The 23,457-nt window shown below is 49.0% G+C and carries 22 protein-coding genes and 3 tRNA genes; 10 read left to right on the plus strand and 15 right to left on the minus strand.

Going from position 1 to position 23,457, the window contains the following annotated elements; all coding sequences use genetic code 11:
• The first annotated feature begins 14 nt into the window (after positions 1 to 14).
• The 8 genes from WJM45_RS15240 (at position 15) to WJM45_RS15275 (ending at position 3,981) form a co-directional block, all read left to right on the plus strand.
• On the plus strand, positions 15 to 554 hold the full coding sequence (locus WJM45_RS15240) for a hypothetical protein (RefSeq protein ID WP_341325928.1): 540 nt from the start codon (positions 15 to 17) through the stop codon (positions 552 to 554).
• 411 nt (positions 555 to 965) lie between these two features.
• Complete coding sequence (locus WJM45_RS15245; protein ID WP_341325929.1) at positions 966 to 1,172, plus strand: AlpA family phage regulatory protein; 207 nt, start codon at positions 966 to 968, stop codon at positions 1,170 to 1,172.
• Positions 1,169 to 1,852: a Rha family transcriptional regulator gene (locus WJM45_RS15250; protein WP_341325930.1), complete on the plus strand. Its 684-nt coding sequence runs from the start codon at positions 1,169 to 1,171 to the stop codon at positions 1,850 to 1,852. The genes WJM45_RS15245 and WJM45_RS15250 overlap by 4 nt, the downstream gene beginning before the upstream one ends.
• Positions 1,853 to 1,899: 47 nt before the next feature.
• On the plus strand, positions 1,900 to 2,148 hold the full coding sequence (locus tag WJM45_RS15255) for a hypothetical protein (RefSeq protein ID WP_341325931.1): 249 nt from the start codon (positions 1,900 to 1,902) through the stop codon (positions 2,146 to 2,148).
• 358 nt (positions 2,149 to 2,506) lie between these two features.
• Complete coding sequence (locus tag WJM45_RS15260) at positions 2,507 to 2,710, plus strand: hypothetical protein (protein ID WP_341325932.1); 204 nt, start codon at positions 2,507 to 2,509, stop codon at positions 2,708 to 2,710.
• Complete coding sequence (locus tag WJM45_RS15265; RefSeq protein WP_341325933.1) at positions 2,707 to 3,072, plus strand: hypothetical protein; 366 nt, start codon at positions 2,707 to 2,709, stop codon at positions 3,070 to 3,072. Before WJM45_RS15260 ends, WJM45_RS15265 begins: the two co-directional genes overlap by 4 nt.
• 4 nt (positions 3,073 to 3,076) lie before the next feature.
• Positions 3,077 to 3,382: a hypothetical protein gene (locus WJM45_RS15270; RefSeq protein WP_341325934.1), complete on the plus strand. Its 306-nt coding sequence runs from the start codon at positions 3,077 to 3,079 to the stop codon at positions 3,380 to 3,382.
• Positions 3,379 to 3,981, plus strand: a complete 603-nt coding sequence (locus WJM45_RS15275) for a helix-turn-helix domain-containing protein (RefSeq protein WP_341325935.1) — start codon at positions 3,379 to 3,381, stop codon at positions 3,979 to 3,981. Before WJM45_RS15270 ends, WJM45_RS15275 begins: the two co-directional genes overlap by 4 nt.
• Positions 3,982 to 4,164: 183 nt before the next feature.
• On the opposite strand, the gene WJM45_RS15280 is transcribed toward WJM45_RS15275, so the two are convergent.
• The 12 genes from WJM45_RS15280 to WJM45_RS15335 form a co-directional block, all read right to left on the minus strand.
• Positions 4,165 to 4,240 (minus strand) — tRNA-Asn (locus tag WJM45_RS15280).
• Positions 4,241 to 4,258: 18 nt separating this feature from the next.
• Positions 4,259 to 4,335 (minus strand) — tRNA-Arg (locus WJM45_RS15285).
• An 80-nt stretch (positions 4,336 to 4,415) separates the two neighbouring features.
• A tRNA-Ser gene (locus WJM45_RS15290) sits at positions 4,416 to 4,507 on the minus strand.
• Between the two features lie 14 nt (positions 4,508 to 4,521).
• Positions 4,522 to 4,719, minus strand: coding sequence for a carbon storage regulator CsrA (gene csrA / locus WJM45_RS15295; protein ID WP_014149273.1), 198 nt, complete (start codon positions 4,717 to 4,719; stop codon positions 4,522 to 4,524).
• A 92-nt stretch (positions 4,720 to 4,811) separates the two neighbouring features.
• On the minus strand, positions 4,812 to 6,041 hold the full coding sequence (locus WJM45_RS15300; RefSeq protein WP_341325936.1) for an aspartate kinase: 1,230 nt from the start codon (positions 6,039 to 6,041) through the stop codon (positions 4,812 to 4,814).
• A 3-nt stretch (positions 6,042 to 6,044) separates the two neighbouring features.
• On the minus strand, positions 6,045 to 8,672 hold the full coding sequence (gene alaS, locus WJM45_RS15305) for an alanine--tRNA ligase (protein WP_341328956.1): 2,628 nt from the start codon (positions 8,670 to 8,672) through the stop codon (positions 6,045 to 6,047).
• Between the two features lie 83 nt (positions 8,673 to 8,755).
• Positions 8,756 to 9,259 carry a regulatory protein RecX gene (locus tag WJM45_RS15310; protein WP_341325937.1) on the minus strand — a complete coding sequence of 168 codons (504 nt, stop codon included), beginning with the start codon at positions 9,257 to 9,259 and terminating at the stop codon, positions 8,756 to 8,758.
• Between the two features lie 317 nt (positions 9,260 to 9,576).
• A complete protein-coding gene (gene recA / locus WJM45_RS15315; RefSeq protein WP_341325938.1) occupies positions 9,577 to 10,617 on the minus strand; it encodes a recombinase RecA in 1,041 nt (346 codons plus the stop codon).
• Positions 10,618 to 11,601: 984 nt separating this feature from the next.
• A complete protein-coding gene (locus WJM45_RS15320; RefSeq protein WP_341325939.1) occupies positions 11,602 to 11,865 on the minus strand; it encodes a hypothetical protein in 264 nt (87 codons plus the stop codon).
• Positions 11,866 to 12,200: 335 nt separating this feature from the next.
• Positions 12,201 to 13,352, minus strand: coding sequence for a lipid-A-disaccharide synthase (lpxB, locus tag WJM45_RS15325; RefSeq protein WP_341325940.1), 1,152 nt, complete (start codon positions 13,350 to 13,352; stop codon positions 12,201 to 12,203).
• Between the two features lie 22 nt (positions 13,353 to 13,374).
• A complete protein-coding gene (locus tag WJM45_RS15330) occupies positions 13,375 to 14,472 on the minus strand; it encodes a DegT/DnrJ/EryC1/StrS family aminotransferase (protein ID WP_341325941.1) in 1,098 nt (365 codons plus the stop codon).
• 549 nt (positions 14,473 to 15,021) lie between these two features.
• On the minus strand, positions 15,022 to 15,957 hold the full coding sequence (locus tag WJM45_RS15335) for a Gfo/Idh/MocA family oxidoreductase (RefSeq protein ID WP_341325942.1): 936 nt from the start codon (positions 15,955 to 15,957) through the stop codon (positions 15,022 to 15,024).
• 467 nt (positions 15,958 to 16,424) lie between these two features.
• On the opposite strand from WJM45_RS15335, the gene WJM45_RS15340 reads away from it, so the two are divergent.
• Together WJM45_RS15340 and WJM45_RS15345 are read left to right on the plus strand one after the other, a co-directional pair.
• Positions 16,425 to 18,815, plus strand: a complete 2,391-nt coding sequence (locus WJM45_RS15340; protein ID WP_341325943.1) for a phosphoketolase family protein — start codon at positions 16,425 to 16,427, stop codon at positions 18,813 to 18,815.
• 219 nt (positions 18,816 to 19,034) lie between these two features.
• Positions 19,035 to 20,243 (plus strand): acetate kinase, encoded by a 1,209-nt coding sequence (locus WJM45_RS15345; protein WP_341325944.1) that lies wholly within the window; start codon positions 19,035 to 19,037, stop codon positions 20,241 to 20,243.
• A gap of 660 nt (positions 20,244 to 20,903) precedes the next feature.
• On the opposite strand, the gene WJM45_RS15350 is transcribed toward WJM45_RS15345, so the two are convergent.
• The 3 genes from WJM45_RS15350 to WJM45_RS15360 are packed head-to-tail and all read right to left on the minus strand — an operon-like array spanning position 20,904 to position 23,373.
• The gene (locus tag WJM45_RS15350; protein ID WP_341325945.1) at positions 20,904 to 21,752 is read right to left on the minus strand and encodes an NAD-dependent epimerase/dehydratase family protein; all 849 of its coding nucleotides are present in this window, start codon (positions 21,750 to 21,752) and stop codon (positions 20,904 to 20,906) included.
• Positions 21,749 to 22,657 (minus strand): sulfite exporter TauE/SafE family protein, encoded by a 909-nt coding sequence (locus tag WJM45_RS15355; protein WP_341325946.1) that lies wholly within the window; start codon positions 22,655 to 22,657, stop codon positions 21,749 to 21,751. Before WJM45_RS15355 ends, WJM45_RS15350 begins: the two co-directional genes overlap by 4 nt.
• 2 nt (positions 22,658 to 22,659) lie before the next feature.
• Complete coding sequence (locus WJM45_RS15360) at positions 22,660 to 23,373, minus strand: MBL fold metallo-hydrolase (RefSeq protein ID WP_341325947.1); 714 nt, start codon at positions 23,371 to 23,373, stop codon at positions 22,660 to 22,662.
• Between the last annotated feature and the right edge of the window lie 84 nt (positions 23,374 to 23,457).

Raw genomic sequence — 23,457 nt, forward strand, 5'->3', positions numbered from 1 at the left:
AAGGATTTACTAATATGGCTAAAAAACGACCAGAATACACGAAGGAATGGGATGCTCAGGCGTTCAGGTTATCGTTGCTTGGCTTGGATAATACCCAACTAGCAGCATACTTTGAAATATCGAGAGCAACACTACAGAGGTATTGCAAGGCGCATCCCACGTTTGGCGAAGCGATTGAAAGCGGCAAGCTCCGTGCGGATAGCAAGGTTGCGGAGGGCTTGTTTAAACGCGCAACAGGTTTTGAGACCCGCGAAGTCAAGACCAAGATGGTACTCGATGAAAGCGGAAACGAGATGATATCCGAGATCATTGAAACGGTCAGCGAAATCCCGCCTGATAGCAAGGCCGCGATGCAGTGGCTCAATAACAGACAATCGAAATATTGGAGGCCGCGCGTAAATCCTCCGCAAGAGATAAATATCAGCGCAATTCCGTGGGCTGAATTACGCCAAATCACCGAGCAGGCAGTTAAAAAAGCTCAAGAGCAGTATGAAACGGTTATCCAGGGCCGATACGAGCGGCTTGGAATCAAGCGCGAATACAGCGGCGATTAGTTGTCATAAATTTGATAAAGCAAATTCGCTTTATCCATTAATTCAATGGCTTACGGTAAACGTAAGTAACTTGATATGCAGCGAATACCCAGCTTGAGATTAATTTGATTTAGCTGGCCTTATTCTCAAAAGGATTTAAATCCTCTTGAGACCAAAACGGAAGCGCGCTTCCGATTTGAGTTGACTGGCTAGTTTTGCGAATGGGTATCTCGTTGGAACACCCATTTGCGGTTTGGAATCGGGATATCCCGATTCGGGATTGAGGCAAAAGCGAACTCCGAGTTCGTTTTTGGATGGACTTTGCGCGGGGATTATCACTTCGAGACTTTTCAAAACCGGAAAATAGCGCAATTTAGCCTTTTTTTCAGGATTTATCATTTATGCACCGTAACAATTAACAGGTGCAATTCCATGAAAAAGACCATCATCAAACGAAGTGTTCTTGCCGCAAAACTCGGTGTAAGCGAGGTGCGAATAAAAACATTAATCAAAGAGGACAATTTACCCCGCCCCATCAAAATCGGCAAAATCTCAGGTTGGGTCGAAAGCGAAATTGATAATTGGATCGATTCCAAAATCTCCGAGCGGGATGCTCAATCCGTGGAGGTGTCCGTATGAATAATTTAATCGGCAATACAGCATCGATGAACAGCCGCGAGATTGCGGAGCTGGTTGAAAAGCGTCATGATTCGGTAAAGCGTACTATTGATCGTTTAGCAGATAAAGGGATAATTCAGCTTCCACCAACGGTGAATTCCGAGAATATCAACAACTTAGGTTTGCCTCAGAAAAGTACACTCTACTGCTTCACCGGCGAACAAGGCAAGCGCGACTCTATTATCGTCGTTGCACAATTATCGCCTGAATTTACCGCGCGTCTGGTTGATCGCTGGCAAGAACTCGAAAACAAAGTACGGACACCGCAATCATTCGCTGAGGCGTTACGCCTTGCCGCCGACCTTCAAGACCGCCTTGAAGAAACCGAACGGCAGCGCATCATTGCAGTAAAAACAAAGGCTGAAATAGGCAGCCGGCGCGAAGCAACCGCAATGAACAAAGCCAGTCAGGCCGCTAAAAAAGCAAAGGCGCTTGAGGTGCAGCTAGATAAATCTACGGAATACTGCACTATAAAACGCGCTGAAATGCTCTTTCACGGTCAAAAGTTTAATTGGCGATTACTCAAGAGTGCGAGCATTGAAATAGGCGTTCCGGCTATTGATGTTTTTGATGCCAACTACGGCACAGTCAAAGCGTATCACCGCGACGCATGGCAAGAGAGCTATGCTATATCAATATAATTGCAATGGGGTGGTGAAACGCCACCCCCCTTTTTAAAGGCAACCACATGAACGCATCCACACACAACAAAGCCAGAGCAATCAAGTCACCGAGCGGCGAACTCCTGTTTTTCGCGGTCGATGCAATGGCGCAAATAGGCTTTCATAACTTCGATAATGTAAAGGCGGTCATTCAATGCGTTCCGGCTGAATGGCGCGGTACGGCGCAAGTCAGTAGCGACCATGGGCCCAAAGAGGTGGACGTGCTTACCCATGAGGGACTGCTTTACTTCCTTGGTGCGGCGCTTGATGGTTAAAATGTTATAGGTGTAATACTCAACGAAACTCAACAAAAACAATCAATTAAGCACTGAAAATGCTTTCAGTGTTATATGCCTACATAAACGAAAACCAATTCGAGTTGACACGATTGCATAATATGCTAATCTTAATGCGTCGATACAAATCGACACGGGATTGGTCTCCCGGAAACGAACGGCGCAGGCCGCCTCAGAGCGGTTTTTTTACGCGCAAAATCTCATTCCATTATGTCGGACTGAGTAGGCCGCCGAAAGGTGGGCCGGTTCCGTTTGTACCGGTAGACCAACCTATTCAGTCCGGCTCCCTGATTGGTCTCATGGTAGCCGGTTTGCAAAACAAACGGAGTACCGCATCATGAACAAAAGCCTCACCCCCCGCGAAACCAGCGACCTGAAAAGCCGCATTCACTGGCTCAAGCAAACCATAACCCGAGCCGAGCAAGCCTTATCACAAAACGAAATCGATCCGCGAACGCTAGTGTCAATCCGAGTTGACTGCGAAAGACTAACAACCGTCTGCAACTCAACATACCGCATGATCGGGGAGGTTCAGTTATGAACCGCAATCACCAACACGCACCAAAAGAAGAAGCCGTTAATAGCTTCCTTCAAAAAATCCAAGCCCAAGAACTCGAACGCGAAACCGTTTTAGCCGCTGGCCTACCGGCATTGCAACGTCTAGCCAACATTGCCAAAGGCGACACCGGGCAAGCGGGAACAGTGCGCCGTTTCTTATTGGGCCTTTACAATGGTCACCGATGGCCGTTCGACCTGACCACTTTTCGCGGCTTGGACCGTGATTTGTTCGACGATTGCATGGCGTTGTTGCGAATGGATGCCCGGGCGACCGTTAAAGAGATACACCAGTATTTCAAAAATGGCGGCGAATTGTTCGCAGCCTTCGCGCAGATGGAGGGCTAATCTCATGAAAGAACCAACATTTTCAAACGTACTGACCGAGCTATTCAGTCATACAAAAAATACGTTGAGCAACGAGCAGTTGCAATGGCTCACTGGCTTGGACGACGAAGCCGATTGTCAGCTTTCAAACATAAGTGAAACCTTGGGCCGCCTAGCCAATACGCTATCCAGCGACGATTGCCAATACTCAAGCCAGTCAGAACTTGCAGGCGCGTTGTGGATGCTTCAAAGCCATATCGAAAACGCCCGCACGGCGTATTATGTTTCGGCAGAGGCGCAGATTATCCTCAAGAACAGGGGGCGGTCGTGAGCAACACATATCTAAACTGGGCATTTACTCAACACATCACAGGATCGACCAAAGCCGTACTGATTGCATTGGCAGACCGAGCAGACGACACAGGTTATTGTTACCCATCGTTCGGTGATATCGCGGGGCGGTGCGGATTGTCAAAACGAACCGTAATTCGATCAGTCAACAAACTTTTAACGCTAGACAAAATTGAGGTTTATCGTCAAAAAGGCAATCGTAACGGATATTTTTTAAAGGCTAGTTTTCCACAGACCGACGACACAGAGTCACCACCTAAAACTTATTCACAAGTGACAGATTGTCCCGAAGTGGTGACAGATTGTCCTCGAAGTGGTGACACAGTGTCACCCAAACCATCAAAGAACCATCAAGAACCAAAGAAACGCAGGCGCGAGGACACCGGAGGCAGATCGTCACAGGTGACAACAGGACACGCCAGTTTCCAAACCTGGACACCGGCAACGGCAGCGACCAAAACCGACCCGCAAAAGGCGGTTGGCGAATTGCGTTCAATCAAATCAATTTTGGGAGCAATCCGCGTAAATGTCGATCAATGCCGAACCAGTGCTGATACCAGTGCAGCCGTAAGCCGCTAAAGTGCTGATGGTGTCGGTTGTTTGCGTTCGGATGCTTATCTCTTGGCTTGGATGGACCGGCAACCGATGCGGATACATAAAAACAAAATCATGTCTTACTTTTCATTCTTGACCCGGCCTTGACCCGTGTTTTTTCACCCAAAAAAAAAAGGCTTAGATTTTAGTCTAAGCCTTTGATTTATATGGCTCCCCCGGACGGGCTCGAACCGCCGACCTAGTGATTAACAGTCACCCGCTCTACCGACTGAGCTACAGGGGATTAATTCGGTATTGTCAATGGCGCGCCCGGAGAGATTCGAACTCCCGACCGCTCGGTTCGTAGCCGAGTACTCTATCCAGCTGAGCTACGGGCGCCTTATTGAGCCGTCTATTTTCTTTTTTTTTAACTTTCTTGTCAAGATTTTATTTTAAAAAATAATCGATTTTAAAATCGATGGCGGAGAGTGAGGGATTCGAACCCTCGATGGGAGATAAAGCCCATACTCCCTTAGCAGGGGAGCGCCTTCAGCCTCTCGGCCAACTCTCCAAAACTGCGTTAGGCTATTCGGAATCGCTTTTGTCTGAAGATTCCGATTGTTCCTTTTTAATTCTTTCGTAAATCTCTTCTCGATGAACCGAGACTTCTTTTGGCGCATTTACACCGATGCGAACCTGATTTCCTTTGACTCCAAGAACAGTGACGGTTACCTCGTCACCAATCATCAAAGTCTCCCCTACCCGACGAGTCAAGATAAGCATGGCTTCTCCCTATATTGTATGTAATTTCTACTGCTATGCATGCAGTAACCAACCAAGAGCGATATTCTACCAGGTTTTATTGATAAATAAAACTAACTTTCTATCGGCTCTCTATCCAGCTCGAAGGCCGAGTGCAAGGCTCTGACCGCCAATTCCAGATATTTTTCATCAACGACGACCGAAATCTTAATTTCCGAGGTCGAGATCATTCTAATATTAATCCCTTCGTCTGCCAAGGCTTTAAACATCGTGCTGGCGATTCCCGCATGCGAACGCATGCCGACGCCGACGATCGATATTTTGACGATTTTGACATCCCCGGTAACGGCCTTGGCTCCTAATTCGGCGCAAATCGAATCAAGCAGCTCTTTGGCTTTTTCGTAATCGTTGCGATGCACCGTAAAGGTAAAGTCGGTCGTCTCGTCACCGGCGATATTTTGAATGATCATGTCGACTTCGATATTGGCATCGGCGATCGGCCCCAAAATTTTATAGGCCACACCGGGCAAATCGGGCACACCGGTAATCGTTAGCTTCGCTTCGTCCCGGTTAAATGCAATTCCTGAAATTAAAGCTTGTTCCATTTGATCGTCCTCATAGGTAATTAACGTACCTTTGCCCTCTGTAAATGATGATAAAACTCTCAGCGGCACATTATATTTGCCGGCAAATTCGACCGATCGGATTTGCAAGACCTTCGAACCCAGGCTTGCCATTTCAAGCATTTCCTCGAAAGTAATTTTTTCCAATCGCCTAGCATTCGGCTCGACCCGCGGATCGGTCGTATAGACACCGTCGACGTCGGTAAATATACAACACTCATCGGCTTTCAAGGCCGCCGCCAATGCAACTGCCGTCGTATCCGAACCGCCGCGCCCTAAGGTTGTAATATTCCCCTTATCATCGACACCTTGGAAGCCGGCAACGACAACCACGCGCCCCGCTGTCAGATCCTCGCGCATTCTTTTATCGTCGATATTGATAATTCTGGCCTTGGTATGGCTGCTATCGGTTAGTATTTTGACTTGACCGCCGGTATAGGAACAGGCTGGACAACCCAGCTCATGCAAGGCCATGCTCAATAAAGACGTCGTCACCTGCTCGCCGGTCGACAATAAAACATCCATCTCTCGGGAGTTCGGGTATTTCTGGATTTTATTCGCCAAAGCAATCAATCGATTCGTTTCGCCGCTCATTGCGGAGACGACGATAACCAATTGTTCCCCTTGGTCATGAACTTTTTTTACTTTTTCCGCTACCGCTTTGATTCGCTCGACTGAACCAACCGATGTTCCACCGAATTTATATACGAATAATCCCATTATTCAATAACCTTTAAAATAAGCGCCGAGTTGTTCCCGAACCCATTGCGCAACTGAGTTGAGCGCCTCCGGCAATGCCGCCGGGTTATTACCTCCCGCTTGAGCCATATCGGGTCGGCCGCCGCCTTTACCACCGACTTGCGTAGCTACTACATTGACCAAATCACCGGCTTTGATTTTAGAAACCAGATCTTTCGATACTCCCGCAATCAGACTGACTTTATCGTCTTTGACGGTCGCAAGCACAACTGCGGAACTGCCAAGTTTATTGCGCAATTGATCAAGCATGTCGCGGAGCGCTTTCGGATCGCTATCATCGATTTTAGCCGCCAAGACCTTTATGCCCTCGATCTCGACCGCCTGACTGCTCAGTTCGCCGCCGGCAGAACTGGCTAACTTCGCTTTCAAACGTTCCAATTCTTTTTCCAATTGCTTGTTTTTTTCCAGCAATTGCTCGACCTTATCGGCCGCCTTTTCCGGCGCGCTTTTCAAGCATCCGGCAATGATCGCCAAGGCCTTATCGCGGCTGTCGATCCAATCTAATGCGGCACTGCCGGTAACGGCTTCGATTCTTCTGACGCCCGCTGCGACACCGGTTTCGCCGATGATCTTGAACAAGCCGATATCGCCGGCCCGATCGACATGCGTGCCGCCGCACAGTTCGGTGGAAAAGCCGCCGATTCTAAGCACTCTGACTTCGTCGCCGTATTTTTCGCCGAACAAAGCCATTGCCCCGGCTTGCATCGCCTCTTCCTTGGCCATGATTTCTGCCAATACCGGCTCGTTCAAACGGATCTGTTCGTTGACCAATCGCTCGATCACGGCGATTTGCTCGGGCGTCACCGGCTCGAAATGAGAAAAGTCGAAACGCAGGCGTTCGGCATTCACTAAGGATCCTTTTTGCGCAACATGGTCGCCTAAGACTTCACGCAAGGCCGCATGCAATAAATGTGTCGCGGAATGGTTCAACTCGGTCGCTTTTCGTTTGATCTTATCGACGCTCGCGGTACAGCGTTCTCCGACCGACAAACGTCCCGACAACAACTTGCCGCGATGCAAGAACAAGTCGCCGCCTTGCTTTTGCGTGTTGACGACTTCGAATACGCCTTGTTCGGTCGAAATGCGTCCGCAGTCGCCGACTTGTCCGCCGGACTCGCCATAAAACGGCGTTTTTTCCAAGACGACAATGCCTTCATCGCCTTCGTTTAAGCTTTCTACCGCTTCGCCTTCCATAAACAAGCCTATGATCTTGGTGCTGTCTTCAAGATATTGATAGCCGGTGAATTCGGTTTGACCGTCCAGTTTTAGAGTTTGATTGTAATCGGCGCCGAAACTGCTTGCCGCCCGCGCCCGATTGCGTTGTTCGGCCATTTCGGTCTCGAAGCCGGCATGATCGATCGTCAACTGATGTTCGCGCGCGAAATCGGCGGTCAAATCGACTGGGAATCCGTAGGTGTCGTACAACTGAAACACGATATTTCCGGGTATCGTCGAACCATCCAGCTTGGCCACGCAAGCCTCTAGAATCTTCATCCCTTGCTCGAGTGTTTCGGCAAAGCGCTCTTCTTCTTTTTTTAGTACACGCTCGACTTGTTCTTGAGCATTTTTCAATTCGGGATAAGCCTCGCCCATTTGCTCGACAAGCGGCGCCACCAATTGATAAAAGAAAACTTCACGGATACCTAAGCGGTAACCGTGTCGAATAGCCCTTCGGATAATCCGGCGCAGTACGTAGCCCCGCCCTTCGTTAGACGGCAAGACACCATCCACGATCAAAAACGCGCAGGAGCGTATGTGGTCGGCGATCACGCGTAACGAACTCTTGTTCAGGCCCTCGATGCCGGCAAGTTTTGCGGCCGCTTTCAGCAAACCTTGAAATAAATCGATTTCGTAATTGCTATGCACGCCCTGCATGACTGCGGCGATTCGCTCCAGGCCCATGCCGGTATCGACCGACGGCTTCGGCAATGCATGTAGATTACCTTCGCTATCGCGATCGTATTGCATGAACACCAGATTCCAGATTTCGATGAAGCGATCACCATCCTCGTCAGGCGACCCCGGCGGCCCACCGGGAATCGATTCGCCGTGGTCATAGAAAATTTCGCTGCATGGACCGCAGGGACCGATATCGCCCATCGCCCAAAAGTTGTCTTTGGAGCCGATACGGGAAAAACGCTTCGGATCGACACCGACGTCTTCCAGCCAGATTTTTTCGGCTTCGGAATCTTCATCGAAAACCGTCACCCATAATTTTTCATCCGGAATGCCTAATTCTTTGGTCAAAAAATCCCAAGCCAAGTGTATTGCATCCTGTTTGAAATAATCGCCGAAACTGAAGTTGCCGAGCATTTCAAAAAATGTATGATGCCTCGCCGTATAACCGACATTTTCCAAGTCGTTATGTTTGCCGCCGGCACGAACGCAACGCTGACTGGTCGCGGCACGCGTGTAGTCGCGATGTTCTCGGCCGAGGAACACATCTTTGAATTGCACCATACCGGCATTGGTAAACAACAATGTCGGGTCGTTACCCGGAACCAGCGAACTGGAGGGTTGGATGGAATGTCCGCGTTGGCGAAAAAAATCCAGGAATGCGGAACGCAATTCCGAACTGCTCATGTTTTTCATCATCTTCGAATACTAAATGTTCTTGGAATTACTTAACCCAGCTTTAACAAATGTAGTGACTAGGACTATAGAGTTGAATATTATCATCTATTTTTCAATGCCTTACCATCTCCGAATGTTAAAGCTTGGTTAATTTTAATGTTCAAGTGTTCGGGCAAAACCGCGATCATGCCACCGGAAAACCCTCGTTGCAATAAAAACCGGCTTCGTTTACTCCATTCAGACAACGTTATCGCGTCTTCTTGCCGATATTTTTTTCGATACACCTCTAGCAAAACATTTAACCAACTACCCGCTGTTTCCGTAACGATTTCTTGCAAATCAAAGTTTTCTATTCCTAATTGTCGAAGCTCATAATCGATACGATTCGGGCCGAAACCCTTTTCGATTCGTTGACGCGCGTAACATTCAGCGAAACGGCTATCGCTCAGCCAATCTTGCTCGGCCAAATCGTCCAGTACGCGGTCTATCCTATCTTTATCGAATCCTCTCGATAATAATTTGTTTTTCAATTCCAGACGGCTGTGTTCACGACGCGCCAATAATCGTAAACATACATCTTTAATCAACTTAAGCTCGGCGTCCATGCTACTCCCTTTATACTCAAAAAATGGATGACTTTATGAAGATATGGGGGGGGCTGCCGAAGAGTCCCACAGTTGTAATATACCTTTCGCACTTCAAATTTCGGCAGTGCCGAAGGAGGCCTCGGGGGTGCTCGGTAAAGGCTTTGCCAGCATGAAGCTGGCATAGAGCCTACAGAGACGTATTTACCCAGCACCTAAATTCCATAGCCCTTTAGCTATGTTTAATATTATAGCTAATTTAGGTGCTGGGTTTACGGCGTCCTTTGACGGGCACCCCGAGGCCGAATTTTCATCTACGAGTATAAGTTCGCCAAATTTTATTTTTCCGGAAGAATCTCTTCATCTGCTTGCTCAGCCGGCACGCGCAACGCAGCAAAAGCTTCGGCTCTGATTTTCGCCTCGATATCCGCCGCTTTTTCGGGATGCTCTTTCAAAAACTGTTTAACATTGTCCTTGCCTTGCCCGATTTTTTCATCGTTGTAGCTATACCATGAGCCGGCTTTCTGTATAAAGCCGTAAGATACGCCTAAGTCTACTAATTCTCCATAAAAGGACACACCTTCACCATAAAGAATCTCGAATTCAGCCTGCTTGAAAGGCGGCGCTACTTTATTTTTAACGACCTTGACGCGGGTTTCGTTGCCGATCACTTCATCGCCTTTTTTAACCGAGCCGATGCGACGAATATCCAAACGCACCGAAGCATAGAATTTTAAGGCATTGCCGCCTGTCGTCGTTTCCGGACTGCCGAACATGACGCCGATTTTCATGCGAATCTGATTGATGAATATCACCAAGGTATTCGAACGCTTGATATTAGCGGTCAACTTTCTGAGCGCCTGAGACATCAAACGGGCTTGCAAGCCCATGTGCGAATCGCCCATATCGCCTTCGATTTCGGCTTTCGGGGTGAGCGCCGCAACCGAATCGACAACGACGATATCAACCGCTCCCGAACGAACCAGCATATCGGTGATTTCGAGCGCCTGCTCACCGGTGTCGGGTTGAGAAACCAATAAATCGTCTACGTTGACGCCGATCTTTTCGGCATAACCGGGATCGAGCGCATGCTCGGCATCGACGAACGCCGCGGTTCCGCCCAGTTTTTGCATTTGCGCGATAACCGATAAAGTCAATGTAGTTTTACCTGACGACTCCGGGCCGTAAATTTCAATCACCCTTCCACGCGGCAAACCTCCGCATCCTAAAGCAATATCCAAGGATAAAGAACCGGTCGAGACAACCTGGATATCTCGAGAAGCGGCCACATCGCCCATCCGCATAACCGAGCCTTTGCCGAATTGTTTTTCGATCTGCATCAAGGCAGCGCCAAGTGCTTTTTTCTTGTTCTCATCCATTTATATTGCCCTCATTTAAACTGGTTTCTATTTAGAAAACACTCTGCTGCAAAATGTCTTCTGTTAGGCGTTCGCTGTTTCTTTCCAAAAGCAAAATTCATACTATACCTTTCGCACTTCAAATTTCGGCAGTGCATAAGGAGGCATCGGGGTGCCGGCAAAGGCTTTGCCTACATGGATGTATCCACGGCGCCCTTTGACGGGCCACCGGTGCCGAATTTTGATCTACGATGGGTATAAATTTAAAAAAACCACCTATCCGATCTTTGCCACTGGAAGAAGCGGTATTGCTAGTCATCGCCTTTCAATTAAGCGATAACAGCCATCGCTAAAAAGGGCTTATTATGACATAGCGTATTTTATTTGGCACAGCTAATGTGTCTCATTCAATTTAAACGACTTAGGAACGAGCATGAAATAAGCCAGGCAACCGACGCCACGATTTTTGTTCGTATTCAAGGCGCGAACGATACTTTGCAACTAAGGGTTTCGTAACAAATAACTTCTCGATTATTCATCGTTCCTAAACGCTGCACTCGCCGTTACACATAAGTCGTAGATACCGTCATGCCATCTTGGCGAATAAGACCTCGATACCCTTTATTTGTTGCTTAACGTACCCGGCTTCGAAATCGCGACGAAGGCGTCGCTCCCACAAGGGGCCGGATGCTCTGTGGGAGCGATCCCCAGATCGCGATTTCGGAGCCACTGATGTTCAATATCCACAGATTTATCAAACAGCACCGTTTCCAGGTCTACGATGACCTCTGTTTAGCAAGTTTACCGATACTTATGTATAACGATGAGCGCAGAGCATGGGAACGATAAACTTCTGTGGGATGTGCACAAGCCGTGAGAAACATTTAGGGACGTTATTTTTTACCGCATCCTAACGCCTTTCTTAGACCGCCATCTCCTCATTCAATCTCAGTGCCGGTTTCATGGTTGCACCCCAACCTTTTACAGCCCCGGCCCAACAATGAATCAATCAGGCTTAATATCCGATTTATCTTTTGACTTTTCAATCAATTGATCCATTTCTTCTCTAGGCAAATAATCCAAATCCCAATGACTGGTATAGTTTTCTTTTAAGCGCCTTCTTCCCGGATGTAATGCCTTCGACTCAGCGCTACAAGTTACCGCGGCGGTTTGTGTCGACTCTTCGGATAACTCATTATCTATGTCACCGCTATAATGGTTTAATCGTGCAAAAACCGTTTGTTTGATGCTGTCGAACAGATGACTCATATCCTCTACTCCTAGCTTTTTACCGAATTTAACGCAGTAGTCATGAAAACTAAAATTTGTCTTATAGTTTATCGCGCACTGCGTTATAAGCAAATCCTAGTAATTCACTAGGAAATACAGACTCCAATCATTGTTCGATAGCTACTCCCTTTATACTCAAAAATTAGTTAACTTTCTGAAGGTATGGGGTGTGGCTAGCGAGGATGTCGGCAGCAGGGATCGCTGCCGTCAAGCCCCCATGGATGGGTTCACGGCGGTCCTCGATAGACACATCCCATACCTTTATATCCTTAGACGGTTTTCGACCAAAAGGGAGTAAAACCGAACCATCTTTCTTATTTTTCGGTCAACATTTCTAAAGCCAGGATCGCCATTTTTTTCGACCCTTCTCCGCTGCCTAACGTATTTTTAATTCCAATCAAATCGGACTTTACTCCATCGTAATAAGCTCGATCGCTCAATAGCTTGACGATTTCATCGGCAATATTTTTCGCGTTAGCTTCGTGCTGTATCAATTCTTTTACCACCGCCTTACCCGCAACGATATTGGGCAAACCGATAAAAGGAGTTTTCACTAACAACCTTCCGAGCCAGTAAGTCAATTCGGATAGTTTGTAAACGATGACCATCGGCACCTGTAGTAACGCAATTTCCAGCGTAGCGGTTCCCGAACTCGTCATAATCGCCGTACAACATTGAACCGCATCATAGGTTTCGTTTTTAATAACCTTAATTGCCAACTCGGAACGATCGAGATATGACCGAAGTAATTCGTCGCTGACACTTTGGGCTTGCGGCAAAATGAATTGCGCACCGGGCACACGGAAAAGCACAATCGACGCGGCGTCCAGCATTACCGGCAGTAATCGTTCAATTTCTTGTTTTCTGCTGCCGGGCACCAACCCAATGACGGGGCGTTCGACGTCAAGGCCGAAACGCTCCAAATCTTCATGTTTCGAGTACCGAGGATGCACTTTGTCGATCGAAGGATGCCCGACATAACTTACCGGCACGTTTTCCGCTTCATAATAAGCTGTTTCGAATGGAAAAATGACCGCCATCCTATCGATCACTCGACCGTATTGCTTAACTCGTCCAGGGCGCCAAGCCCAAACTTGAGGACTTACATAAAACAACACCTTGACGCCGATGCTTTTAGCAAATTTGGCCAATTTAAAATTGAATTCCTTATAATCGACGCAAACCAGCAAATCGGGCCGTTCATCAACCAATAAACGTTGCATTTGCTTTAAGGCTTGCCGGATTTCCCGATAATGCTTAAGCACTTCGACAACGCCGATCACCCCGATATTAGACGAATCGCAACGAATATCGATACCGGCTTCGTGCATCGCCGCACCGCCCATGCCAAGTCCTTCGATGCCCGGATGCAGGCTATTCAATTCGAGAAACATATGCGCGGCATGGCGGTCGCCGGAGGATTCGCCGGCGCTGAACATGACCTTAAAAGGCTGAGTAGATGTCAAAGGCAGTTCTCTCAGCGATTGATCAAGCCGTCAGCACGGAACGAATCACGCCGACGATGGTTTCGATGTTTTCATCCGACAAATTCGGACAAATCGGGAGCGCCATGCAGCTTGCTGCAACCGATTCGGTTACCGGCAGCGACACATCGGCATAGGCTTCTTTAAAGACATTTTGCCGGTGCAAGGGCACCGGATAATAGATCGCACAGCCGATTTGCTTATCTTGCAAGGCTTTCAACACGTCATCGCGCCGATCGCATAATAATGTGTATTGATGATAGACATGCTCGCCCAAGCCGTCTTCGTAAGGCACGGTCAACGGCAAATCGGCCATCAATTTCGAATACAAGTGCGCGGCGCGGCGGCGGCCTTGATTATATTGTTCGATGCGTTTCAATTTGACGCGCAGAATCACGGCCTGCATGTCGTCGAGCCGGCTGTTATAGCCGATCACATCGTGATAATAGCGTACATCGGAGCCGTGATTGCGCAGCATTTTGACTTTCGCGGCAGTCTCGTCCGAATTCGTCGTGACCAGGCCTCCGTCGCCGAATGCGCCGAGATTTTTACTCGGAAAAAAGCTAAACCCGGCCGCATTACCGATACTGCCGGTTTGTTTACCATCGATGCGAGCGCCGAACGATTGCGCGCAATCTTCAATCAATTTTAGATTGTGCTTGGCGCAAATTTCTTTAATTCTTGCCATATCGGCCGGCTGTCCGAACAAATGTACCGGCATCACGGCCTTGGTTTTCGGCGTGATCGCCTGCTCGATCACTTCCGGGTCGATATTGAAGGTGCGCGGATCAATATCGACGAAGACCGGTTTTGCACCGACATAGCAGATCGCCTCGGCCGTGGCAATGAATGTGAAAGCCGTCGTAATCACTTCATCGCCGGCGCCGATGCCTTCGGCGGCCAGCGCCAAATGCAGCGCATCGGTTCCTGAAGCCACACCGATGGCGTGCTTGGCCCCTAAATAATCGGCCGCTTCCTTCTCGAAGCCTTGTACATTCGGCCCCAATATAAAGGAACAATTTTCAATCGTTTGCGCAAGCCCTTGCTCGATTTCATCTTTGATTTCGGCATATTGGGCCTTCAAATTTACCATAGGGATCATGTCGATTAACGCCTCTTTGTAGAACTATAAATTTTTTATAACTTGAATCGCTCAGGCCGAATAGACCGGACAAAAATCTGCGCGCCCATCTTGCGTAACTATTCAGTCCCCCGGAAATTATCGTTCCCACGCTCTGCGCTCATCGTTATACATAAGTCAAAAATTACCGTTTTGCAATCTTAGCTAATGAGTCTTCGATACCAATTATTGTTACTTAACACTTTCGACCTCGAGATCGCGATCAGGGGATCGCTCCCACAGAGCATCCACCCCCTTGTGGGAGCGACGCCTTCGTCGTCCCTCACCTAACGCTAGATGAGGGAAAGCCACTGATGTTCAATATCCGCAGATTTATCAAACAGCACCGTTTCCAGGTATACGATGACCTCTGTTTAGCAAGTTTACCGATACTTGAGTATAACGGCGAGCGCTCTGCGTGGGAACGCCTCAGTACCGCTCCAGCGGTACGAGACGCTAGAGCGTCTCGGTCTTCATTCCCACGCCGGAGCGTGGGAACGATAGGGGGTGTGAATAATTACCATCTTGCTGTTATTTATTCAACGCCTTGGAAATTGCCAATGCTGTCGCCAATGCGCGTCTACCGGCCTCACCCGGTACCAGCGGGTTGCTTCCTGAACGAATACAATTGACAAAATGTTTGATTTCTTCAAGCAGCGCATCGCCGTTTTCGAACACCGACTCTTCGGTCAATATCTCAGGAATTCCGGGGAACATTTCTTTCGGCCCCGTTTTGTGTTTGGTCAGCACCCGATTTTGGAAATCGACCGAGATATAAGAACTCGGTCTGAACATACGCATTTTACGTTCCATTTTCATACTAATCCGGCTGGCCGTGACATTGGCGACGCAACCGCTTTTAAACACTAACCTGGCATTGGCGATATCGATATCGGAAGTCAAAACCGACGTACCGCTCGCATCGATTCGCTCGACTTCGGAATCCACCAAAGCCAAAATAATATCGATGTCGTGAATCATTAAATCCAGTACGACGCTAACATCGTTGGCGCGCGGGTTGAATGGAGACAAGCGGTGCGATTCGATAAATAGCGGTTTTTCCTCCGCCTGCCCAAGACCTAGTACAGCCGGGTTAAAGCGTTCCAGATGACCGACTTGCAGAATGACTTTGTTGCGCTCGGCAATGGCGATTAAGTCATCGGCTTCATCGACCGTCACGGTAATCGGCTTTTCGACCAACACATGCGCACCGGATTCGAGAAAATCTTTGGCAACCCGATGATGCAAGGTTGTCGGCACAACGATACTGACCGCATCGACCTGACCCAACAAAGACTGATATTTGGTCAATGCCCTTGCACCATGTTTTTCAGCGACATTACGCGCCGCCGTTTCGTTGATATCGACGACTGCCGTCAATTCGCAGTCGGGCAGCGCTGCATATTTCTCGGCATGAAACTTACCGAGATAACCGGTTCCAATAACCGCACATTTTAATTTTTTCATAGTGCCAACTAAATTCTCATCAGACAGCAACGCTACCGCATACTTCGCAGCAATTCCCAGTTTAAGAAGTTTCGCCGATTTTAGGGTGTGGGGTATGCCTGTCGAGGAACGCCGTAAACCCATCCATGGGGGCTTGACGGCAACTCCCTGCTGCCGACATCCTCGCCAAACATACCCCGCACCCTTTTTGATCTCCAAATTGGGAATTGCTGCATACTTCGCGTTCCTGTGAATTATATAAATGATGCATTGTAGACTATTCCATTTAATCCATGAAACGGACTTTTACAAAGCATCGAGCAGGATGCTTCAAACAGAAGACTCATAGCGAACATTCGACGCACGATACATCAAAACGGTCACATTGCGGTCACATCTGCGTTATATTGTAGCCGTGAACCTGAAAAATGAGTTGAATCTCTGTTTCCTGAAATTTTCGGACAACCCTAAACCTTAGGAGAAACTCTATGAGCACTGATGAATCATTATCTGTTTCCGGCCCTCTCGATGCCGAAGAATTAAGAAAAATCGATGCTTGGTGGCGCGCCTGCAATTATTTGTCGGTCGGTATGATTTATCTCCGAGCCAATCCTCTCCTGAAAGAACCCTTGTCGACCGAACACATCAAACATCGCTTATTAGGCCACTGGGGAGCCAGTCCCGCGTTGTCGTTTGCCTGGGCGCATCTCAATCGTTTGATCAAACGTGACGAGCTCGATGTGATTTTTATCGCCGGTCCCGGTCATGGAGCCCCCGGCGTTTTAGGGCCAAGTTACTTGGAAGGCACTTATTCCGAGGTCTATCCCGATAAAAGCGAAGACACGGAAGGCATGCGTAAATTCTTCAAGCAATTTTCCTTCCCGGGCCAAATCGGCTCGCACGTCACGCCGGAAACGCCCGGCTCGATCCATGAAGGCGGCGAATTGGGCTACAGTCTCGCGCATGCCTACGGCGCGGCGTTCGACAATCCGGATTTAATCGTCGCCTGTGTGGTCGGCGACGGCGAGGCGGAAACGGGGCCATTGGCGACTGCTTGGCATTCGAATAAATTCTTGAATCCGATCCGCGACGGCGCGGTCTTGCCCATCCTCAATCTGAATGGCTACAAAATCGCCAATCCGACAATCCTTGCCCGCATCAGTCACGAAGAACTGGAGGCCATGTTTATCGGTTATGGTTACCGGCCCTATTTCGTCGAAGGAAGTGATCCGTCCGAAATGCATCAAAAAATGGCTTCCGTCGTGGATGAAGCCATCGCCGAAATCAAAACCATTCAAAAATCCGCCCGAGAAAGCGGAATCGCAGAGCGTCCGCGTTGGCCGATGATCGTGTTACGGTCTCCGAAAGGCTGGACCGGACCGAAAACAATCAACGGCCATCAATCCGAAGGCTCATGGAGATCTCATCAAGTGCCCTTTGCCGACGCAGGCACCAGTTCGTCCGGCTTGCGCTTACTGGAGGAATGGCTACAAAGCTATCGACCGGAAGAGCTATTCGACGACAACGGCCGCCTAGTGGAAGAACTCAAAGAACTTTCTCCACAAGGCCAGCTCCGAATGAGCGCCAATCTTCACGCCAACGGCGGCTTATTGCGCAAGGCGCTCAAATTACCCGACTTTCGCGACTATGCTGTCGAAGTCAACCGACTCGGACAAGTCGAACACGAAAACACCAAGCCGCTGGGCGAATTTTTACGGGACGTTCTCAAGAATAACATGAACAATTTCCGGATTTTCGGCCCGGACGAAACCGCATCGAACCGCTTGCAAGCGGTCTATGGCGCGTCCAAAAAAACTTGGATGGCGGATTTTTTGCCCGAAGACGAAGACGGCGGCGAATTGAGCCGGGACGGGCGCGTCATGGAAATGCTCTCCGAACATACCCTGGTCGGATGGCTCGAAGGCTACTTGCTGACCGGACGACACGGCTTTTTCCATACTTACGAAGCCTTCGCCCATGTCGTCGATTCGATGTTCAACCAACATGCAAAATGGCTCGACACCAGCAAAAACCATGTGCCATGGCGAGCGAAGGTGTCTTCGCAAAATATCTTGTTGTCCTCGACCGTCTGGCGTCAGGATCATAACGGGTTCTCGCATCAAGACCCCGGCTTCATCGATCTAGTCACGAACAAAAGCCCGTCGGTAACCCGCGTCTATTTGCCGCCCGATGCGAACACCCTGCTGTCGGTCGCCGATCATTGCCTCCGCTCGACCGACTATATCAACGTCATTGTCGCGGACAAGCAAAAACATCTTCAGTTTTTGACGATCGAAGAAGCCGTTGTCCATTGCACCAAGGGCGTCGGTCTATGGGAACGCGCCAGCAACGACCAGGGTGAAGTCCCGGACGTAGTCATGGCTTGCTGCGGCGATGTCGCAACCCTAGAAGCGCTGGCGGCCACGGCCATTTTGCGCGAACACTTGCCCGATCTTAAAGTCCGTTTTGTCAATGTGGTCGATTTATTCAAATTGCAACCGAATACCGAGCACCCCCACGGATTGAGTCATCGCGAATTCGATAGCCTCTTCACGGTAGACAAGCCGGTCATTTTCAATTTCCACGGCTATCCCTGGTTGATCCATAAACTGGCCTATCGCTTCAAGAATCATGAAAATCTGCATGTGCGCGGCTATAAGGAGCGCGGCAATATCAATACGCCGATGGAGCTTGCGATTCTGAACGAAGTCGATCGCTTCAATTTAGTCATCGATGTCATCGATCGGGTTCCGAAATTGCAAATCAGGGCGGCCCATCTCAAGGAGCTCATGAAAAACGAAATCATCGAGAATCTTCGTTATGCGCATCAACACGGCACCGATAAACCCGAAATCACCGGTTGGCAATGGCCGTTTTAATAGAAACGGCAAATGTCTAATTTTGATTTTTATTTGTAAAACAGCGTTCACCAAAATCATTTTAACCCAGCCTTAACGCTTTTCGTAAACAAGTTATTGATAAATATGTAATAATTAAATTTTATAACACTACAAAGTTAAATTTGGCATGATTTTTAATTATTTTATTTCAATCGCATAGGCGATAGGCACTACACTTGTTAAAGCTGGGTTAAGGATATGAAAATACCAAACGTCAACATTCTCGTTATCAACAGCGGCAGTTCCTCAATCAAGTATCGATTGATTGCCCTGCCGCAAGAACAAGTACTGGCAGACGGCTTGCTGGAACGCATCGGAGAACAGGAAAGCCGGATCATTCATAAAACCGCCGGCGACTCGGGTCGTTTAAATGAAATCAAGCAGTCGGTCGCCGCTGCCGATCATCACCAAGCCTTTAAGGCAGTCTTCGAGATTTTGGGCGAAAATTGCCCGGTCGATGCAATAGGCCACCGCGTCGTGCATGGCGGCGATCGGTTCTCCGGTCCTGCCTTGATCGATGACGATACGATAGCGTCGATACGCGCGCTCTGCCGAATAGCGCCGCTGCATAATCCGGTTAACTTGCTTGGCATCGAGAGTTGCTTGTCTCATTTTCCGGGCGTACCTCAGGTGGCGGTATTCGATACGGCATTTCACCAAACGATGCCGCCTCACGCCTATCGTTATGCGATTCCGGAAACATGGTACAGCGATTACGGCATACGCCGATTCGGTTTTCACGGCACCTCTCATCATTATGTGGCGAGACGGGCCGCCGAATTTATCGGTAAACCTTTCGATCGCAGCCATCTGATTACTTTGCATTTGGGCAATGGCGCGAGCGCGACGGCGATTGCAAACGGCCGCTCCGTCGATACGTCGATGGGGTTTACACCGCTGGAAGGTTTGGTGATGGGCACGCGTAGCGGCGACTTGGACCCGGCAATACCGCTATTTGTCGAACAAACCGAAAATACCGACGCGAATGTAATCGACCGGGCCTTGAACCGCGAATCCGGATTAAAAGGCTTATGCGGCACCAACGACCTCAGAACTGTGCTCGAACAAAAAAATGCAGGCGATGAACGAGCCCGATTGGCTCTCGATCTATATTGCTATCGAATCAAGAAATACATCGGCGCTTACTGCGCGGTACTTGGCGAAGTCGACGCTCTGGTTTTTACCGGCGGCGTGGGTGAAAACGCGGCCGAAGTACGCCGTTTAGCTTGCGAAGGCCTGTCGCGTCTCGGCATCGCCATTGATGAAGCGGCCAATAGCGGCGTTGCCGGAGATATTGCCGAAATCGGGCATGCCGAAAGTCGAACGCGTACTCTAGTCATTAAAACCGACGAAGAATTGCAAATTGCCCTGGAAACCATGGCTGTGCTTGATAAAGATCAGGCATAAAAATAATGCCCTAAGGAAAATTGAACGAGCGAGTCGGGGTTGATTGAGGTTGTATCGGTCTCAGGAAGCTCTTGCCCTGAGCTTGTCGAAGAGGGAGCTTCCGGGGAGTGTTTCCCAAGCTAGAGCTCTCATCGTTATACATAAGTAAAAAATTACCGTTTTGCAATCTTAGCTAATGAGGCCTCGATACCATTTCTTGTCGCCCAACGTTCCCGACTTTCCCTCACCTAGCGTTAGGTGAGGGAAAGCCACTGATGTTCAATATCCGCAGATTTATCAAACAGCACCGTTTTCAAGTATACGATAACCTCTGTTTAGCAAGTTTACCGATACTTGTGTATAACGGCGAGAGCTAGAGCTTGGAAAACAGCAAAATTCAACAACATATACCTTTCATGCTTCAAATTTCGGCATTAGCGTATGGAGGCACCGGGGGCACTGCCATTAAGTTAAGCCATTCGTGGTGAGCCCTTCGGCTAAGCTCAGGAGAGCCGAAGGGCTCAGGGCGAACGGAAAAGTCCTTAACTTGATGGCAGTGAATCTTAGCCAATGAGTCTTCGATACCATTTATTGCTGCTTAACACGCTCGACTTCGAAATCGCGATCAGGGGATCGCTCCCACAAAGGACCCATCACTCTTTCCTCTTTCACCTTTCCTCTTTAACCTAAATTAAACATCTCCCCATAACCCTCCCGATAAGTCGGGTATTTAAACCTAAACCCCAAGGTCTTCAAGCGGCTATTCCGACATCGTTTATTTTGATCCGGAACATTATCGGCAGGTTTTGCGATCGGCGGCTGACTGTTCATTTGTTGAGCGAGCCATGAAATCACTTCCCACATCGGCGCGGGATTGTCGTCGCTGGCCAAATAAAAATTTTCCAGATGCTCTCCTTCAACGTGCTTCTTCATTAAAAAAGCCAACACCGCCGCGCAATCGTCTTGGTGAATTCGGTTCGTGTAATAAGGCGGGTCGGCTTGAATGGCGGCTTGCCGTGACGCCATTTGTAAAAGGCGTTCTCTACCCGGGCCGTAAATACCGGAAAACCGCACGATGACCGCGCTGGGATCATGCTCCAATAGCGTTTGCTCGGCCTTACGGATGACTTGCCCGGTTACGGTATTCGCTTGAGCGTCCGACGCTTCGTCCACCCATTCACCGTCGGTTTGCCCGTATACGCCGGTGGATGAAACAAAAAACCATTGCGGCATACGGCCGTCGGCTTTAAATCGTTGTATCAGATTGTTCAATGCCGTATCGAAAACGGCACGATAGGCTTCGGCATCGCGTCCGCCGGGCGTCGGTAAGTAGAGAACTTGGTCAAAATCGCAATCGATCCGTTCGAGATCCTCAGGCCGAGTCAGGTCGGCTTTGAGAAAACGGGCTCCACCGGCATCGCTTAAAGGAGGATTTCTTTTAAGGCCGAAAACTTGATAATGCTTTCTATCGAGAATAGAGGCGAGCCTAGCGCCGATATCGCCGTATCCGGCAATCAGTAATTTTGTCATCGTTTTTCACTTCGAAATGAATGCAGAAAAAGCCAAAGCCGGTAGAAAAGCATGATAGCTATCATTGCCAGCCCGCCGAATAAAAAATCCTGGTGTTTTTGGGCTAGCTGACGGATTTGCTCGACCAAGGCCATATCCGTTTCACGATACAAAATAAAACTGCCCAGTCCCAAAACGAACAAGCCAAAGACCGGCTTTAGGTATCGGCCGTCGATTTTGCTGGAAGCAAAGCTACCGATTAGACTACCGAGTATTGCAAAACCAGCGAACAATGCAGTTAATTCCACATCGATATGCATGTGATCGGCATGCCCCGTCAACGCTGCGCCGGCTTGCAGCACGATGATGAATAAGGAAGTGCCGATCGCGGCGTGCATCGGTAAACCGGCCAAAAAGTTCAATGCCGGAACCAGCAAAAAGCCGCCGCCGACGCCGACCAAACCGGTCACGAATCCAACCAAAAATCCGTCGAACAAAATCGCCATGACCGGCAAATGAATCGGACACAGGTTTTTCGTTGCATCACTTTCCGCTACGGCGGCTTCTGATGTACCCCGCTTTCGCCTTAACATCGAAAACGAAGCAGCAATCATCACGACAGCAAACAGCACCAACAAAACCGGATCGGGAATAAAAGCGGAACTGCGCCCGCCCAAAAACGCGCCGGCCATACCGGCCGCACCGAACGTGAATCCGGTTTTCCAGCACACGAACCCTAGCCGCGCATGATTGATTACCGCAATGATGCTGGTCAAACCGACCACGACCAAAGAAGTGACGATCGCTTCTTTTGCCTCCAAACCGGCAAAGTAAACCAGCACCGGCACGGTCAGAATCGAACCTCCGCCGCCCAACAAACCGAGCAGAATACCGATCAGTGTCGCCAGCGCGATCAGCAAATACATGATTAACCCTGCCGAATCAAAGCATCCTTGCCCGGTTGACCGCAGGCCTGATTGGCCGGCAGTGCTTCATCGATATACTTTGGGTACGGTAAATCCAAATTATGCATGATGGTAATGAATTCGGCCTTGCTTTTGCCTGCGCCGAGCCGGGCATTCGAATCGATCTCCTGGCGTATCGTCGAAACGGTTTTACCGTTGTAATCATGACCGGGAAATACCAGCGTGTCGGGCGGCAACGAAAACAATTTTTTAGTAATACTGTCGTAAAGGGTAGCGGCATCGCCTTCCTGAAAGTCCGTGCGACCGCAGCCGTTGATCAGCAATGCGTCTCCAGTAAATACCCGGTCGCCGATAACATAACTGACGCAACCGGAAGTATGGCCGGGCGTATGCAGAACTTTGATTTCGATGTCACCGACCTGCAGCTCCACACCGTCGGTAACGAGTAAATCTGCGCACATCGCTCCGGCATCGCGATGCACAATGCTTTTGCTGCCTAGCCTATCTCTCAACAAGCCGGCAGCGGTAATGTGGTCGGCATGAACGTGTGTTTCCAGAGTATTGATCAGTGTTAAATCCAAATCGTCCAATAATTCCATGTACATATCGGCTTCGCTTTCGACCGAATCGATAATAATGGCTTTTCGGGTGCGTTCGCAACCCAGCAGATAGCTGTAGGTAAAGGTATCGGGTTCAAAAAGTTGTCTAAATATCATGGCGTGTCTCCGAAGCAATGAGTCAGTCTATAATTAAATGCTAATATTGATTGTACGGAATGCGCTCTTGAAAGTGAAGCATTG

Origin of the sequence: Methylotuvimicrobium sp. KM2, from assembly GCF_038051925.1 — a bacterium.
Classification (GTDB): Bacteria; Pseudomonadota; Gammaproteobacteria; order Methylococcales; family Methylomonadaceae; genus Methylotuvimicrobium.